We start from the raw sequence: 16,568 nt of genomic DNA, 5'->3' as shown, positions 1-16,568 counted from the left end.
GTCGTTAACCGGCCGAGCCGTCCCCCGCTGTCTTGAATGCCTCCCCGCGAGGCGGCCCCTTCCCGGGCCGTATTGTCGAGGCACCGTCCCGCCCGGAATCCCGCACGATCCGCACGAAAGGAAGCCGCGCCTGTGACCTCCACCCCGTCCCGGCCGCCGCTCGCCCACTCGCTGCGCGAGCAGATCCGCGAGCACATCGTGGAGGGGATCGTCAGCGGCCGGTGGCAGCCCGGAGAGCGGATCGTCGAGCGGCGGATCGCAGTGGAGCTGGAGGTCAGCCAGACGCCCGTCAGGGAGGCCCTGCGCGAGCTGGAGGCGCTGCGGCTGATCGAGTCCGCCACCAACAAGGGCGTGCGGGTGAGGGAGTTGTCGGCGGCCGACCTGGAGGAGATCTACCCGGTACGGGCCGGGCTGGAGCAGATCGCCGCCGAGCTGGCCGCGCCGGGGCTGGCCGGTGACGCCTCCGCCCTCCGGCCCCACGTGGAGGCGCTCTACGAGGCTGACCGGACCGGTGACGGGGAGGCGCAGGTGCGGCACACGGTCGCCTTCCACCGTGAACTGGTGCGGGCGGCGGGCAACAGCGTGCTGCTGCACACGTGGGAATCGCTGGGCATCGGGGTGTGGACGGCGCTGTCGATCCGCTGGCTGGGGACGGTGCAGCAGTCCTACGCGGAGGAGCACGAGGCGGTCATGGAGGCTTTCCGGCGGCACGATCCGCGTATCGGCGAGCTGGTCAAGGCGCACGTCCTCGGCTGTGCCCCCGCGCCCCGGGGGCCCGCGGCCCCGTAGCGGGGGGCGGGTCGGGCGGGGTGCGGTGCGGCCGCGTCAGGTGAGGTCGAGTACGTCCAGCACTTCGCCGGCGATGCGGGCGGCGACCGGTTCGTAGGTGCCCGCCAGGGAGCGGAAGCACGTCTCCGCGCGGATGGCCGGCCAGTCCCGCGGGAGGTGTTCGGCGGGCAGGTGGGGGTCCTGGCGGACCAGTTGGAGCCAGTCCGTGTGCAGCATCAGCTGCCGCGCCAGGTCGTCGGGGGCGGAGGGCAGCGGGCGGTGCCGGTCCCAGCGTTCGAGGAAGGCCCTGTACCCGTCGGCGATGGCGGAGGTGTCGAAGGCCTTCCGTACGAGGTCGGCGGCCTCGGTCGGCTTGGACGCCTGCGCCCTCAGCACGGTGACGTGCTCGTCGAGGCCGAGCGGCGCGAGGATCGCTGCGGCGTCCTTCTCGCCCGGCGCGATCCACAGTCCGCTCTGCAGCGGGCCGAATCCCTCCCAGGTGAGCTGGGAGCGCAGGTCGTGTCTCTCCCGGCGGCGGCTGTCGGGGAGTGAGAAGCCCACGAGCGTCCAGGTGCCGTCCCGGTCGCGGTTGACGGCGCCGGTCTCCCAGATGCGCCGGTGGCCGTCGCGGAGTACGTCCTCGGCGTGCGGGGTGAGGCCGAAGTAGACCTTTCGGCCCTGCCGCCTGCGCATCAGCAGGTTCCGCTTGACCATGCGGGCGAGCGTGGAGCGCACGGCCTCCTCGGAGACGCCGGTCCGGGCGAAGACGTCGATGATGCTTCCCGAGTAGACGCCCGTGCCGCGTCCGAGCACGTGGATGCCGAGGAAGCTGAACATCAGCGACTGCGGGCGCACCGACAGCCGCTGCGCGGGGGTGTCTTCACTGCTGGGCGTCACACCCCGAGCGTAGCCCCCGGATCTGATGTTGTGCACATTATTGACGGACGTCACGAGACAGCCGTACGTTCCTGGCTGTACGCACACGGCCGAGCGCCGGGCGCCGCACATCGAGCGCCGAACAGCGGACGAGAGAGGTACGTGCCCATGGACCTGTCCGGGAAAGCAGCCGTCGTCACCGGGAGCGGCCGGGGCCTCGGCCTGGCCTATGCGGAGGCGCTGGCCGGAGCCGGAGCGCGCGTCGTGATCAACGACGTGGACGCCGGTGCCGCGGACGCCGCGGTCGGGAGGATCACCGCACGCGGCGGCACGGCGGTCTCCGTCGTCGCGCCCGTGGGAGAGACAGCGACAGCCGACGCCCTCGTCGACAAGGCGGTCGAGGAGTTCGGACGGCTCGACGTCATGGTCACCAACGCCGGCATCCTCCGCGACAAGGTGCTGTGGAAGATGTCCGACGAGGACTTCGACGACGTGGTGAGGGTCCACCTGCGCGGCACGTTCACCTGCGCCCGCGCCGCCGCCGTCCGTATGCGCGAGCAGGGCACCGGCGGCCGGCTGATCCTCGTCGCCTCCCCCGCCGGCCAGCGCGGCAACTTCGGGCAGACCAACTACGCGGCGGCCAAGGCGGGCATCGTCTCCATGGCCCGTACGTGGGCGATGGAGCTGGCACGGTCCGAGATCACCGCCAACGCGGTCGTGCCGGTGGCCGCCACCGAGATGACCAGGACGATCCCGGCCTTCGCACCGCTGATCGAGGAGGCCGAGCGGACGGGGAAGCCGCTGCCGGAATGGCTGCGCAAGGACGAGGGGTTCGGCACCGCCGAGGACGCCGCCCCGCTCGTCGTCTTCCTCGCCTCCGACGCCGCGAGCGGGGTGACGGGACAGGCCGTCGGCATCGGCGGCGACAAGCTCACCCTGTGGACGCATCCGCAGGAGAAGGCCGCCGCGTGGGCCGACGGCGGCTGGAGCGCCGAGGGCATCGCGGGCTCGTGGGCCGAGGGCGTGGGCGCCCGGCCGGAGACCTACGGCATCCCCGCGCCCCGGTCTCCCGAGGAGCTGCGGTGACGGCGGCCGGGACAGCGGCGGGAACGCCGGCCGGCGAGCCCCGGCCGGCCATGGACGTCGGGCAGCTGACGGCCATCGACGTGCACACCCACGCCGAGGTCTCCGCCGACGGCCACGGCTCACTCAGTCCCGAACTCTTCGGCGCTTCCGCCGAGTACTTCAAGTCCCGCACCGAACGGCAGCCCACCATCGGTCAGATGGCCGCCCACTACCGCGAACGCAGCATGGCCGCCGTCGTCTTCACCGTGGACGCCGAGCACGCCACCGGCCATCCCCGCATCTCCAACGAGGAGATCGCGGAGACCTGCGCCCGCCACTCCGACGTGCTGATCCCCTTCGCGAGCGTCGACCCGTTCAAGGGCAGGGCGGCCGTACGGGAGGCCCGGCGGCTCGTGGAGGAGTACGGCGTACGCGGCTTCAAGTTCCACCCCAGCATCCAGGGGTTCGCTCCGGACGACCGCATGGCCTACCCGCTCTACGGGGCGATCGAGGAGCTGGGCGTGCCCGCCCTGTTCCACACCGGGCAGACCGGCATCGGGGCCGGCGTCCCCGGCGGCGGAGGGATACGGCTGAAGTACTCCGACCCGATGCTGGTCGACGATGTCGCCGTGGATTTCCCGCAGCTGCGCATCATCCTGGCGCATCCGTCCTTCCCCTGGCAGGACGAGGCGCTGGCGGTCGCCACGCACAAGCCCTACGTCCACATCGACCTCTCCGGCTGGTCGCCGAAGTACTTCCCGCCGCAGCTGGTGAAGTACGCCAACTCGCTGCTGCAGGACAAGGTCCTCTTCGGCTCGGACTACCCGGTCATCACTCCCGACCGCTGGCTGGACGACTTCGCCCGGCTCGAGATCAAACCCGAAGTACGCCCGAAGATCCTCAAGGACAACGCGGCCCGGCTGCTCGGTCTGACCGGGCCGCCCGAACCGCACACGCGGAGGGAGACGACGTGACCACCGAAGCGCACGGGGTGCAGGAGCTGAAGGCACTCGCCGGCACGGACCTCGGCAGCAGCGAATGGCTGGAGGTCACGCAGGAGCGCGTGAACACCTTCGCCGACGCGACCGGCGACCACCAGTGGATTCACGTCGACGAGGAGCGGGCCGCCCAGGGCCCGTTCGGCAAGACCATCGCGCACGGCTATCTGACTCTCTCGCTCGTCATCCCGCTCTTCACGCAGATGCTCACCGTCACCGGCGTCTCGATGAGCGTCAACTACGGCCTGGGGAAGGTCCGTTTCCCCAGCCCGGTCCCCGTCGGCAGCAGAGTCCGGCTGACCGGCCGGGTCGGTGCCGTCGAGGAAGTCGCGGGCGGCGGCGTCCAGATGGAGCTGGACTTCACCGTCGAACGCGACGGTTCCGACAAGCCCGCATGCGTCGGCCAGGCCCTCTACCGGCACTACGCCCCAGAGCACGCCTGAGCCATGTGAAACCCACCCGACGCGACACCTCCCCCGGAACTCGGGGGCCTCGCGACACAGACGGGACGGCAGTCATGGCCAACACCGCGACACCACCTCCGGACAACACCCAGCTGCGACGCGCGGTTGCCTCCAGCTTCCTCGGCAGCGTCATCGAGTACTACGACTTCCTCCTCTACGCCACCGCCGCCGCCGTGGTCTTCGGCAAGGTCTTCTTCACCGACCTCGATCCGCTGGCCGCCACGGTCGCCAGCTTCGGGACGTTCGCCGCCGGATACCTCGCCCGTCCCCTCGGGGGTGTCGTCTTCGGGCACTTCGGCGACCGGCTCGGCCGCAAACGCGTGCTGGTGATGACGATGACCCTGATGGGGGCTGTCAGCTTCCTCATCGGCGTGCTCCCCACGTACGAGCAGGTGGGCAGCTGGGCGGCGGTCATGCTGGTGCTGCTGCGCGTCCTGCAGGGCGTGGCGGTCGGCGGGGAGTGGGGCGGGGCGGTGCTGATGTCCGCCGAACACGCCACCTCGCGCCGCGGGTTGTGGGCGAGCTTCACCAACGCGGGCGCGCCCTGCGGCATGGTGCTCTCCACGGCGGCCCTGACGGGCACCGGAGCGGTGGTCGGCGAGGAGGCGTTCCTCGCGTGGGGCTGGCGCGTCCCCTTCCTGCTGAGCATCCTGCTGCTGGGCGTCGGCCTGTTCGTGCGGATGCGGGTGGAGGAGACGCCCGTCTTCGCGGCTGCCCGCAGGGGGAAGGACCGCAGGAGCGGACTGCCGCTGATGGAGGTGCTGCGGCGCCATCCGCGCAACCTGGCGCTCGCCGTCGGAGTGGGACTGGCCGCGTTCGTCGCGCAGGGAACGCTCACCACGTTCCTCATCGCCCACGGTGTGCAGGCCGGTCATGAGCGGCAGACGGTCCTCAACGCCCTGACGCTCTCCTCCGCACTGGCGGTGGCCGGCATCATCGGCTGGTCGGCGCTCTCGGACCGGGTCGGGCGGCGGCCGGTCGTCCTCGCGGGAGCGGTGGCGATGGGAGTCTTCGGTTTCGCCCTCTTCCCGATGGTCGACACCGGCAGCGCGCTGCTGCTGACGGCGGCGCTGGTGCTGGGGCAGTCCGTCATCCACCCGATGATGTACGGCCCGCTGGCGGCCCTGTGCGCGGAGATGTTCAGCACCCGAAGCCGCTACACGGGAGCGTCCCTGGGATATCAGCTCGCCGGGATGGGCGCGGGACTCGCCCCGCTGCTCTTCGCGGAGATCCAGCGTGCGACGGGCGGCGGCGCGACCTTTGTCATCTCCCTGGTCATCGCGGGGTTCTGTGTGCTGACCATTGTCAGCATCCGGCTGCTGGAGGAGACCAGCCGCAGAGACCTGACCGAGGAACCGGCGGGCACGGGCGGGCGTCCCACGGGAACCGCCTCCCCCGCCTCCCTCTCCGAGCCCGGGCGGGGCCCCCGCGCGCAACCCTAGCCAGGAGATGCAGATGCAGAATCAGGGCGTCGGATCGTGGCCTGCGCGGCGTGCGCAACTCTCGCCCCGGCGGACAGCGTTCATCCACGAGGGCACACCGGTCACCTACGCCGAGGTGCACGAGCGAAGCACCCGCCTGGCGTCGCAGCTGCGGGCGGCGGGCGTGGGGCCCGGCGACCGGGTCGCCTATCTGGGCCCCAACCACCCGGCGTTCGCCGAGACGATGTTCGCCACGCATCTGCTGGGCGGGGTGTTCGTGCCGCTCAACTTCCGCTCGGCGGCGCCCGAACTCGACTACGTGCTCGGCCAGTCGGGGGCCGCCGTCCTTGTCCACGCCCCCGAGTGCGCGGCCGCCGTACGTGCCCTGACGTGCGGGGACGCGCTGCGCACCGTCGTGGCTCTCGGCGAACCCGCCGAGGGCGAGCACGGCTACGAGTCCTGGCTCGCGGACGGCGATCCGGAGCCCCTCGACGTCCCCGTCCCCCGGGACGCCCCCGCTTTCATCCTCTACACCTCCGGGACCACGGGACGGCCCAAGGGAGCCACGCTCACCCACGCCAACCTGATCTGGAACACCTTCAATCTGATGGTCGGTCTCGACATCGCCGCCGACGAGGTGACGCTGCTGAGCGCCCCGCTCTTCCACGTCGCCGCCCTGAACCAGACGCTGCTGCCGACCTTCCTCAAGGGCGGCTGCTGCGTGATCATGCCCACCTGGGACGTCGGGGCGTGCTACGACCTGATCGAGAAGCACCGCATCACCTGGATGTTCGGGGTGACGACGATGTTCGCGGCGCTCGCGCACTCCCCGCGGTGGGACGGCGCGGACCTGTCCTCGCTGCGCCACCTGATGTCTGGGGGTGCGCCCGTGCCGGAGTCGCTGATCCGCACGTACCAGGAGCGCGGGCTGGTCTTCCTCCAGGGCTACGGGCTCACCGAGACCGCGCCCGGCGCGACGTTCCTGGAAGCAGCGGAGAGCGTCGCCAAGGCCGGAACCGCCGGGCTGCCCGCCTTCTTCGTCAACGTGCGCCTTGTGCGCCCCGACCTGACGGACGTAGGCCCCGGTGAGCGGGGCGAGGTCATCATCCAGGGGCCGAACGTCACCCCGGGCTACTGGAACGACCCGGACGCGACGGCGGCGGCGTTCTCCCCGGGCGACTGGTTCCACTCCGGCGATGTAGGCGTCCGCGACGAGGACGGCTACATATCCATCGTCGACCGGGTCAAGGACATGTACATCTCCGGCGGCGAGAACGTCTATCCGGCCGAGGTCGAGGGTGTGCTCTTCGCCCATCCCGCGGTGTCCGGCTGCGCCGTCGTCGGGGTCCCGCACCCGACGTGGGGGCAGGTGGGACGGGCGTTCGTGACACTCCGTCCTGGGATGGAGACCTCCGGCGGCGAACTGAAGTCCTTCCTCACCGATCATCTGGCGAAGTACAAGGTCCCCGCCTACTTCGAGCAGGTCGAGGCGCTGCCGCGGACGGGCTCGGGAAAGATCCAGAAGCAGTGGCTGCGCGACCTGCCGCCGGCCGGCGGTGAGGGTGTCCGCCGGCTGTGAGGACGTCCACCGGGCCGGTGGGACCGCTGAGGGGCACCCACCGGCCACTCGCTGAGGGCGTTCCGGCCATACCGGCGGCCGGAACGGCGGCCATATCGGCGGCCGGAACGGCGGCCCGAACGGCGACCCCGGACCTCGGGGCACCGCGTGCCGACTTCCACGGCACGGAATGCCAATTTCATACAAAGCTTTGATCGATCATCGATCGCAGGAGTACAGTCGCGTGTACTGGGCCGCCCTGTCCTGCCCCTTCAGGGAAGGCCCACCCCCTACCCCCCACACTCCCCCCATCAGCACGTCCGGAAGGCGGCCACCATGCCCCGTCCCGTACGCGACCAGCCGAGCGAGCTCGACCAGCTCCCGGACCGCGACCCGCAGGAGACCGCCGAGTGGCGGGACTCCCTCGACGCCGTGACCGCACACGCCGGACCCGAGCGCGCCGCGTACCTGATGCGCCGCACCCTCGACCACGCACGCGGCAGCGGAGTGCGTGTACCCCGGCTGCTGGAGACGGACTACGTCAACACCGTCCCGGCCTCCGCGGAGCCCGCCTTCCCCGGCGACGAGGAGATCGAGTCCAGGATCACCGCCTGGAACCGCTGGAACGCCGCCGCGATGGTCACCCGCGGCAGCCGCTACGGCCTCGGGGGGCACATCGCGACCTTCGCCTCCGCCGCCTGGCTGTACGAGACCGGCTTCCAGCACTTCTTCCGCGGCAAGGACGGCCTCGCCGAAGGAGGCTCCGGCGGCTCCGGCGACCAGCTCTTCATCCAGGGCCACGCCTCCCCCGGCATCTACGCCCGCGCCTTCCTCGACGGCCGCCTCACCGAGAGGGACCTCGACCACTTCCGCCAGGAGGCCGCGGGCCACGGCCTGCCCTCCTACCCGCACCCGCGGCGGCTGCCGTGGCTGTGGGAGTTCCCCACCGTCTCCATGGGCATCGGCCCGCTCTCGGCGATCCACCAGGCACGCTTCAACCGCTACCTGACGCACCGCGGCATCAAGGACACCTCCGCCTCCCACGTCTGGGCGTTCCTCGGCGACGGCGAGATGGACGAGCCCGAGTCGACCGCCGCACTCGCCCTCGCCGCCCGCGAGCAGCTCGACAACCTCACCTTCGTCGTCAACTGCAACCTGCAGCGCCTCGACGGGCCCGTGCGCGCCAACTTCCGCGTCGTGCAGGAGCTCGAGGCCCTCTTCCGCGCCGCGGGCTGGAACGTGGTGAAGTCCCTGTGGGGTGCCGCCTGGGACGAGTTGCTCCGGCTCGATGTCACCGGCGCCCTGGTCAGGCGCCTCGGGGAAGTGCCGGACGCCCAGTTCCAGACGTACGCCACCCGTGACGCCGCCTACATACGCGAGCACTTCTTCGGCGCAGACCCCGCGCTGGCGGAGATGGCCCGGCTGCTGACCGACGACAAGATCACCGAGTGCTTCCACACCTCGCGCGCCGGCCACGAACCGCGGAAGGTCTACGCGGCATACAGGGCGGCCGTCGAGCACGAGGGCGCACCGACCGTGATCCTCGCGCAGACCGTCAAGGGCTGGACGCTGGGCCCCGGCTTCGAGTCGCGCAACGCCAACCACCAGATGAAGAAGCTCACCGGTCAGGAGTTCCGCGCCATGCGGGACCTCCTGGAGCTGCCGGTGCCCGACAGCGAGCTGGAGGGCGACCTCGTCCCGTATCTGCACCCCGGTCCCGACTCGCCGGAGGTGCGCTACCTCCAGGAGCGCCGTGCCGCCCTCGGCGGTCCCGCGCCGGCCCGCAGGGTGCACCCGGTGAGCCTGCCGGAGCCCTCCGCGAAGCCGTTCGAGGCGCTTCAGAAGGGTTCGGGCAGCCAGGAGATCGCCACCACCATGGCCTTCGTGCGGCTGGTGAAGGACCTGATGCGGGAGAAGGAGAGCGGCAGGCGCTGGGTCCCCGTCGTCCCCGACGAGGCCCGCACCTTCGGGATGGAGTCCCTCTTCCCCTCCGCGGGCATCTACTCCCCCCTCGGCCAGAACTACGAGCCCGTCGACCGCGACCAACTCCTCTACTACAAGGAGGCGTCGGACGGGCAGATCCTCAACGAGGGCATCACGGAGGCCGGTTCGCTCGCGGACTTCACGGCGGCGGCGACGTCGTACGCGACGCACGGCGAGCCGATGATCCCGTTCTACATCTTCTACTCCATGTTCGGCTTCCAGCGCACCGGCGACCAGTTCTGGTCCCTGGCCGACCAGTTGGGCCGCGGCTTCGTCATCGGCGCCACCGCGGGCCGTACGACGATGACGGGTGAGGGGCTCCAGCACGCGGACGGCCACTCCCCGCTGCTGGCCTCCACCAACCCGGCGGTCCTCACCTACGACCCGGCGTTCGCCTACGAGGTCGGCGCCGTCGTCAAGGACGGGATGCGCCGGATGTACGGCCCGGACCCGGCCCGCAACGAGGACGTCTTCTACTACCTCACGGTCTACAACGAGCCGAAGGTCCAGCCGCCCATGCCTTCGGGCGAGGGCACCGGGAATATCGAGGAGGGCATCCTCAAGGGCCTCTACCGCTTCCGCGAGGGGCAGCCCGCCGAGCCCGGCTCGCCCCGCATCCAGCTCCTGGCCAGCGGCACCGCCGTCCACTGGACGCTGGAGGCGCAGCGGAAGCTGGCCGAGGAGTGGGAGGTGACCGCCGACGTGTGGTCGGCGCCCTCGTGGAGCGAGCTGCGGCGCGACGCGCTGGAGTGCGACGCCGCCGCCCTGCGGGGCGAGGACCGCGTCCCGTACGTGACACGCGTGCTGCAGGACGCCGAGGGCCCGGTGCTGGCCGTCAGCGACTGGATGCGGGCCGTGCCGGACCAGATCAGCCAGTGGGTGCCGCAGGACTGGTCCTCGCTGGGCACGGACGGCTTCGGCCTCTCCGACACGCGCGAGGCGGCCCGCCGCCACTTCGGCGTGGACGCCGAGTCGGTCGTCGTCGCCGCGCTGGACCGGCTCGCGCGGCGGGGCGAGGTCAAGCGCGAGACGGTCCGGCGGGCCGCCGAGGCGTACGGCCTGGCCTAATCCCGGCGGCCTTCCGCCCGCCGGCCCCCGTGGTTCACGCCGCCGAGGGGCCGGCGGCAGAATGCTGTCATGCGCGCGTCCCGGCTGATCAAGATGGTGCTGCTGCTGCAGACCCGGCGGGCCATGACCGGCGCGGAACTCGCCGCCGAGCTGGAGGTCTCCGAACGTACGGTCTCCCGCGACGTGCTGGCGCTCTCCGAGGCGGGGGTGCCGGTGTACGCGGACCGCGGCCGCAGCGGCGGCTACCGCCTCGTGGGTGGCTACCGCACCCGGCTGACCGGCATCGCCCGGGACGAGGCAGAGGCGCTGTTCCTGTCCGGAGTCCCCTCCGCGCTGCGGGACATGGGGCTCGCCGACGCGGCGTCCGCGGCACGGCTGAAGGTCTCCGCCGCCCTCCAGCCGGAGTTGAGCGACGCGCACCGCAGCGCGGCGCAGCGCTTCCATCTCGACGCGCCCGGCTGGTGGCAGCCGGCGCAGACACCGTCGCTGCTGCCGGTGCTGGCCGACGCGGTGTGGGACGACCGCAGGGTGCGGATGCGCTACCGGCGGCGCGGGGCGGAGGTGGAGCGCGAGCTGGAGCCGTACGGACTCGTGCTGAAGGCCGGCGTCTGGTATCTGGCGGCCAGGGTGACCGGCGGCGACTGGCGTGTGTACCGGGTGGACCGGATCGTGGAGGCGGAAGCGGGCGGGGGGCGCTTCGTGCGGGAGGAGGAGTTCGACCTGCCCGGTTTCTGGGAGGAGCGTTCGGCCGCCTTCGCCCGTTCGATCCTGCGGGAGAAGGTGGTGCTGCGGCTGACGCCCGCCGGTATGCGGATGCTGCGGTACGCCACCGACCGCCGGGCCGCGGAGGAGGCGCTGGCCGGAGCGGTAGTCGTGCCGGACGACGCGGCGGGAGGAGACGCGGAAGGAGAGGCGGAGGGCGGTGACCACGGCCGGGAGACGGCCGTGGTCGAACTGGCCGTGGAGTCGGCGGACGTCGCCTACACCCAGCTCCTCTCCCTGGGCCCGGAGTGCGAGGTGCTCGAACCGCCGCCGCTGCGGGCCCGGTTCGGGCAGGCGGGACGGCGCATGGCCGCGCTGTACGGCGCGGAGCCGCCTCAGCGGTAGCCGGTGACGTCGGCGGGCCCTTCCTGGTCGACCTCGGTGATGTAGCGCCAGGCGTCGGGGGACGAGCCGTCCACGTCCGTGAAGCCGTACTCCCGTGCGAGTCCGCCGCTGGAGAGTGAACGCCCGTTGAAGCGGGCCACTTCCGGGTCGGCGGCCAGTGCGGCCAGTGCCCGCCCGGTGAAGACCGGGGACTCGGAGATGGCGAAGTGCGGGTTCTGCGCGGTGCCTTCGAGCCAGTTCTCCTCGGTCACCTTGAAGTGGGTGTCGAGCATCGCCTCCGAGCGCAGCCAGCCGGGTGTGAGGCAGACGGCGGTCGCGCCGTGTTCGGGGAGTTCCTCGGCCAGGGCACGCGCCATCCGCAGCGGGGCGCACTTGGCCAGGTCGTAGTAGAAGGGGCGGCGGTAGCGGCGGTTGTACTCCTCGGTTCCGTCGGTGACTTCGACGACGAGACCGCCGGGGCGGCGGATGAGCAGCGGGATCGCGTAGCGGCTGGTGACGATGTGGCTCTCCACCCCCAGCCGCAGGATGCGCAGGCCCTGCTCCAGGTCGTGCTCCCACATCTTCCTGTCCCACTGGACGAGGTGGTCGCCGCCCCAGATGTCGTTGACGAGGATGTCCAGCCGGCCCTGCTCCCGCTCGATCCGCCCGACCAGCTCCCGTACCTGCCCGGGCTCCAGGTGGTCGGCGGGGTGGGCCACGCCCGTACCGCCCGCTTCCCCGACGAGCTCGGCGGTGCCCTCGACGGTCTCCCCGGCGCGTCCCACTTCGCTGACCGTGCCGCGGGTGGTGCGTCCCGTGGCGTAGACGGTCGCTCCCGCTCTGCCCAGCTCCACGGCCATGGCCCGGCCCGCGCCGCGTGTCGCGCCGGCGACCAGTGCGACCTTGCCCCTCAGTGCTCCTGCTGTGCTCACCGCGTGTCCTCCCGCTGCCCTCGCCCTGTGGCCTTCGCGACAGCACGCTGGCACGGATACACGACATCTTCTGTCCGGCTTCGGGGCGGGTCGCCGGAACCTTCACTGACGGCTCTGCGTGGGATCGTCACATCAACCGCTCATCGACACCGTGACGCGTCCCGGTAACGACAAGGCGGCATCCGAGGGAGTCCGCGTGCACTGGGCGGTTTCAAGGCGGATGCTGTGTTCGTGATGGACGAGACCGAGTTCTGGGCGCTGATCGATTCCACCCGCGAGGACGCCGACGGCGATCCCGAGGAGCAGGCCGACCTGCTCATCGAGCGGCTGACGCGGCTCGATCCGGACGCCGTGATGTTCTTCGCCCGGCACTTCGAGTCCCGCTACAACCGCGCCAACCAGTGGGACCTGTGGGCCGCGGCGTGGATTCTGCTGGACGGCGTCAGCGACGACGCCTTCGACGCCTTCCGCTGCTGGCTGATCGGCCAGGGCAGGGAGGTCTTCGAGAGCGCCGCGCACGACGCGGACTCCCTCGCGGACGTCCTGGAGGGCTTCGACGAGGAGCTCGACGGCGACGCCGAAGAGCTGGGCTACACCGCCGACGAGGCGTACGAGCAGCTCACCGGCATCATCATGCCCGACCTCGGTCTGCCCGAGCCGCCGGAGGACCCGACGGGGGTCTCGCTCGACCTGGAGGACGACGCGGCGCTCGCGGAGCGGCTCCCGAAGCTGTGGGAACGCTTCAGGGGGTGAGTGCGCCCCCTTCCGCCGCCGGTCCGTCCGCCGCCGGGGGCCGCCCGGCGGGCCGGTCGCCGTGCTGGTCGCCGTGGCCGGCGGCCCCGCCCGGACGGGCGCTCATGCGCCGGGCCGGGGCTCCAGCCAGCGCCCCATCAGCACGTCGTCCACATACCTGCCCTCCAGCTTGAACTCCCCGCGCAGCACCCCCTCCACGGCGAAGCCCGCCGCGGCGTACAGCGCGCGGGCTGGCTCGTTGTGCCCCAGTACGCGCAGCGTGATCCGTGCCGCGCCCTGCCGGCGCGCCCGCACGCACGCGGCCTCGACCAGCGCCTGCCCGACGCCGCGCCTGCGGGCGCCCGGATCGACGACCAGGCCCTGTATCTGCCGTACGTGGGCGTTGCACTCGAGGTCCGTGGGCGGCACGAGGCGTATGTATCCGGCCACGCCCTCACCCGGCGGGGCGTCGGGCAGCTGCGCGAGGAGATAGTGGGCGGGCAGGTGCGCCCCGTCGAAGAAGGGCGCGAACGGTGCCCGTGGCCGCGGCTGCACGGAGTGCAGCGGGGACCAGCAGCGACGGTCCAGCTCACCGAGCGGGACCTCGTCGGCGAGGGTGGCGTCACGGACGGCCGGCGGGGCGGGCATGCGCGTCACTGTGCCCAAGGACCGTGCGCGCCGCCACCGGATTCCCGGGGCAGACGGCGGTGCGGGCGGTGCCGGCCCGCGACGTGCGGTGCGGCCCGGAAGCGGGAGAGGCGCGGATGAGGGAGGGGCGCGGGCGTTTCAGGCTCGCCCCCTCGCACGGCAGGATGTCCTCATGCGTATCGCGGTCACCGGTTCCACCGGCCTCATCGGCACGGCCCTCTCCCGTTCGCTGCGTGCGGACGGGCACGACATCGTCCGGCTCGTACGGCGCTCCTCCCGGGACGCACGGCGCTACGAGGACGCAGGCCACGCACGGGGAGACGCCCAAGACCCGCCGTCGGAGGTGGCGTGGGACCCCAAGGGCCAGTACGTGGACGCGCGCGGCCTCTCCGGGTGCGACGCCGTCGTGCACCTCGCGGGAGCGGGCGTCGGGGACCGGCGCTGGACCCCCGCCTACAAGAAGGAGATCCGCGACAGCCGCGTGCTGGGCACCGCCGCCATCGCCGACGCCCTCGCCTCCCTCGACGACCCGCCGCGCACCCTGCTGGTCGGCACGGCCATCGGCTACTACGGCGACACCGGCGACCGCGCCGTCGACGAGAGCGCGCCGCCCGGGCGCGGCTTCCTGCCGGAGGTCTGCCAGGAGTGGGAGGAGGCGGCGAGCGCGGCCGAGGAGGCCGGGATCAGGACGGTCTTCGCCCGTACCGGTCTGGTGGTCGCACGGGGTGGCGGCGCGTGGGGGCGGCTCTTCCCCCTCTTCAAGGCGGGTCTGGGAGGACGGCTGGGCGACGGAAGCCAGTACTGGAGCCACATCGCGCTGCACGACCACATCGCCGCGCTGCGTCACCTGCTGGACCGCCAGGACCTGTCCGGCCCGTTCAACCTGACCGCGCCCGAGCCCGTCACGAACCGGGAGGTCACCGCCGCCATGGGCCGTGTCCTGCACCGGCCCGCCCCCTTCCCCGTTCCGGCCCCGGTGCTGCGGGCGGCGCTCGGCGAGTTCGCCGGGGACGTGCTGGGCAGCCAGCGGGTCGTGCCCCGGCGGCTGCTCGATTCGGGCTTCGGGTTCGCGTTTCCGGACATCGATGACGCGGTACGCGCCGCACTGCGCTGACAGCACGGCCCGGGTACGCCCGTGCGGCGAGAGGTCCCGTGACGTGCTGCGGCGGATGACATGTGCGGCGTGCGACCGGCGTGCGCCCGTGCTTCCACCGTGTGCCACTGCCCGCGTCCGGGCAGCTGCGTAGAGTCCTGAACCTCACGCTTCACCCGCGCCGGTTCGGGGAGGAGGATGGCAAGTACGGCCCCGCACCGCGCGCCGACCACGGGAGGCATCGTGCGCCCCAGCGACTCAGCACGCTCCGGCCGTACGCCGACACCGGACGCCGATGTCGTCGTCATCGGCTCAGGACTCGCGGGTCTCGCCGCCGCTCACCATCTGACGGCCGCCGGAGTGCAGGTCACCGTGCTGGAGGCGGCCTCGCGGGTGGGTGGCCGGATGGCCACCGAGTCGGTCGACGGCTATCTGCTCGACCTCAGCGGAAGGCTGCTGTGCCCCGACTGGCCGGAGCTGCGGCGGCTGCCCGCCCTGGACGCGCTCGAGCTGCGGCATTTCACGCCGGGGGCGCTGCTGAGGGCCGACGGGCGTACGCACCGGATCGGCGACTCCGCCCGCGTCGGCCCACGCCCCGGACGCACCGCCCGTCCCGGCGGCACGGAGGGGACCGGCACGGGGCCCGCCACTGGCGCGGGGCAGGGGACGGGCCACGGCGCCCGGCACGGCGAGCGGACCGACCGACGGCGCACGAGGGGCGCACTCACCACAGCGCGCGCCCTCACCAGTGTCCGCAGCCGCGCCGCGATGACGGGCGCGCTGGACCTGGCGCGGCTGCGCAACAGCCTGGCCCGTTTCGCCGCCATCCCCTCCGAGCGGCTGCTCGCCCGTACCGAACTCCCCGCCGCCCAGGCCCTCTCCGCTCGCGGCCTGCCCGCCCGTACGGTCGGCTCGCTCGTACGCCCGCTGCTGGTCGCGCTGCTCTCCGACCCCGCGCTGACCACCTCCAGCCGGGTCGCCGACCTCGCGCTGCGCGGGTTCGTGAGGGAAGGCTGCGCGCTCCCGGCGGGCGGCATGGCGGCGGTGCCCGGACTGCTGGCGGCCGGGCTGCCGGCGGGCACGATACGCACCGGTGTCCAGGCGGTGTCCGTCACCACGAACGCCGTGACGACCCGGCACCACGGGACTCTCGCGTGCCGGGCCGTCGTCGTCGCCACCGACGCCGCGGACGCCGGTGAACTCCTCCCCGGGCTGCGGGTACCCGGCTTCCATCCCATGACGGTCCTGCACCACGCCATCGACGAACCGCTGCCCCTGTCGCCGTCGCTGCTGGTGGACGGGGACGCGCAGCGGTCAGGGCCCGTCTCGCACACGTGGGCCGCCTCCGCCGTCGACCCGGCGCGGGCGCGGCCGGGAGGAGCGCTGGTCACCTCGGTGGTCCTGGGCGGGGCGGCGAGCGATCCCGTCACCGTCCTGGACAAGGCCTCCCGGCCTCAACTGGGCACGCTGCACGGCTTCCCGGCCGACCGCTGGAGCCTGGTCGCCGCCCACCACGAGCCGCGTGCGGTGCCAGCGATGCCGGCACCGCACGACATGCGGCGTCCGGTGCGGCTGCTGTCCGGGCTGTACGTGTGCGGCGAGCACCGCGACACGAGCACCGCTCAGGGAGCGCTGGTCTCGGGGCGGCGGGCAGCGGCCGAGGTCCTGCGCGACTTCGGGCTGCCGGTGCCGGCGGCGGACCGCCCCCTTCGTGTGGCGGCCTGAGGGCGCGCGGGGCGGGGCCGGGACGGCCGCGGGGGGCCGGGAAAAGGCCGGGACGGGGCCTCCCGAACACCGGCGGAGAATTCGAACAGTATCCTCTCGATTCCCTTCACCACCTGCGACGCAGGCCGTTCGATTGTCAGTGCCGGCGGGT

14 protein-coding genes are annotated in these 16,568 nt (G+C 72.4%); 11 read left to right on the top strand and 3 right to left on the bottom strand.

Translation table 11 applies throughout. The annotated features are described in order from the left end of the window. The first annotated feature begins 132 nt into the window (after nt 1–132). Complete coding sequence (locus H343_RS0110935) at nt 133–789, top strand: GntR family transcriptional regulator (protein WP_028431164.1); 657 nt, start codon at nt 133–135, stop codon at nt 787–789. Between the two features lie 36 nt (nt 790–825). Here the strand turns inward: H343_RS0110935 and H343_RS0110930 are convergent, their stop codons facing one another. Continuing rightward, a complete protein-coding gene (locus tag H343_RS0110930) occupies nt 826–1,665 on the bottom strand; it encodes a PaaX family transcriptional regulator (protein ID WP_486586861.1) in 840 nt (279 codons plus the stop codon). A 147-nt stretch (nt 1,666–1,812) separates the two neighbouring features. On the opposite strand from H343_RS0110930, the gene H343_RS0110925 reads away from it, so the two are divergent. The 7 genes from H343_RS0110925 (at nt 1,813) to H343_RS0110895 (ending at nt 11,308) form a co-directional block, all read left to right on the top strand. Then, nucleotides 1,813–2,730: an SDR family oxidoreductase gene (locus H343_RS0110925; RefSeq protein WP_037903420.1), complete on the top strand. Its 918-nt coding sequence runs from the start codon at nt 1,813–1,815 to the stop codon at nt 2,728–2,730. Between the two features lie 50 nt (nt 2,731–2,780). Continuing rightward, entirely contained in the window at nt 2,781–3,683 is a 903-nt protein-coding gene (locus tag H343_RS0110920; protein WP_028431161.1) for an amidohydrolase family protein, read from the top strand. Further along, nucleotides 3,680–4,150 (top strand): MaoC family dehydratase, encoded by a 471-nt coding sequence (locus H343_RS0110915; protein ID WP_028431160.1) that lies wholly within the window; start codon nt 3,680–3,682, stop codon nt 4,148–4,150. Before H343_RS0110920 ends, H343_RS0110915 begins: the two co-directional genes overlap by 4 nt. Nucleotides 4,151–4,224: 74 nt before the next feature. Then, a complete protein-coding gene (locus H343_RS30110; RefSeq protein ID WP_051264999.1) occupies nt 4,225–5,613 on the top strand; it encodes an MFS transporter in 1,389 nt (462 codons plus the stop codon). 13 nt (nt 5,614–5,626) lie between these two features. After that, the gene (locus H343_RS0110905) at nt 5,627–7,171 is read left to right on the top strand and encodes an acyl-CoA synthetase (RefSeq protein WP_028431159.1); all 1,545 of its coding nucleotides are present in this window, start codon (nt 5,627–5,629) and stop codon (nt 7,169–7,171) included. A 315-nt stretch (nt 7,172–7,486) separates the two neighbouring features. Beyond that, nucleotides 7,487–10,201 (top strand): pyruvate dehydrogenase (acetyl-transferring), homodimeric type, encoded by a 2,715-nt coding sequence (gene aceE, locus H343_RS0110900; RefSeq protein ID WP_028431158.1) that lies wholly within the window; start codon nt 7,487–7,489, stop codon nt 10,199–10,201. Nucleotides 10,202–10,270: 69 nt separating this feature from the next. After that, nucleotides 10,271–11,308, top strand: coding sequence for a WYL domain-containing protein (locus H343_RS0110895; RefSeq protein WP_028431157.1), 1,038 nt, complete (start codon nt 10,271–10,273; stop codon nt 11,306–11,308). On the opposite strand, the gene H343_RS0110890 is transcribed toward H343_RS0110895, so the two are convergent. Beyond that, nucleotides 11,299–12,219 carry an SDR family oxidoreductase gene (locus H343_RS0110890; RefSeq protein WP_028431156.1) on the bottom strand — a complete coding sequence of 307 codons (921 nt, stop codon included), beginning with the start codon at nt 12,217–12,219 and terminating at the stop codon, nt 11,299–11,301. The two genes, H343_RS0110895 and H343_RS0110890, sit on opposite strands and share 10 nt — an antisense overlap. 234 nt (nt 12,220–12,453) lie before the next feature. Here H343_RS0110890 and H343_RS0110885 point away from each other — a divergent pair, with 234 nt between their 5' ends. Continuing rightward, the gene (locus tag H343_RS0110885; protein ID WP_028431155.1) at nt 12,454–12,972 is read left to right on the top strand and encodes a DUF4240 domain-containing protein; all 519 of its coding nucleotides are present in this window, start codon (nt 12,454–12,456) and stop codon (nt 12,970–12,972) included. Nucleotides 12,973–13,074: 102 nt separating this feature from the next. Here H343_RS0110885 and H343_RS0110875 read toward each other — a convergent pair whose 3' ends face one another. Further along, nucleotides 13,075–13,599 carry a GNAT family N-acetyltransferase gene (locus H343_RS0110875; RefSeq protein WP_028431154.1) on the bottom strand — a complete coding sequence of 175 codons (525 nt, stop codon included), beginning with the start codon at nt 13,597–13,599 and terminating at the stop codon, nt 13,075–13,077. Nucleotides 13,600–13,771: 172 nt separating this feature from the next. Here H343_RS0110875 and H343_RS0110870 point away from each other — a divergent pair, with 172 nt between their 5' ends. Then, nucleotides 13,772–14,713, top strand: a complete 942-nt coding sequence (locus H343_RS0110870) for a TIGR01777 family oxidoreductase (RefSeq protein WP_028431153.1) — start codon at nt 13,772–13,774, stop codon at nt 14,711–14,713. Nucleotides 14,714–14,890: 177 nt separating this feature from the next. Further along, nucleotides 14,891–16,417, top strand: coding sequence for an FAD-dependent oxidoreductase (locus tag H343_RS30105; RefSeq protein WP_078505409.1), 1,527 nt, complete (start codon nt 14,891–14,893; stop codon nt 16,415–16,417). The last annotated feature ends 151 nt before the right edge of the window (nt 16,418–16,568 follow it).

Source organism: Streptomyces sp. TAA204 (assembly GCF_000424965.1).
This window is presented reverse-complemented; position numbering and strand designations above follow the sequence as displayed.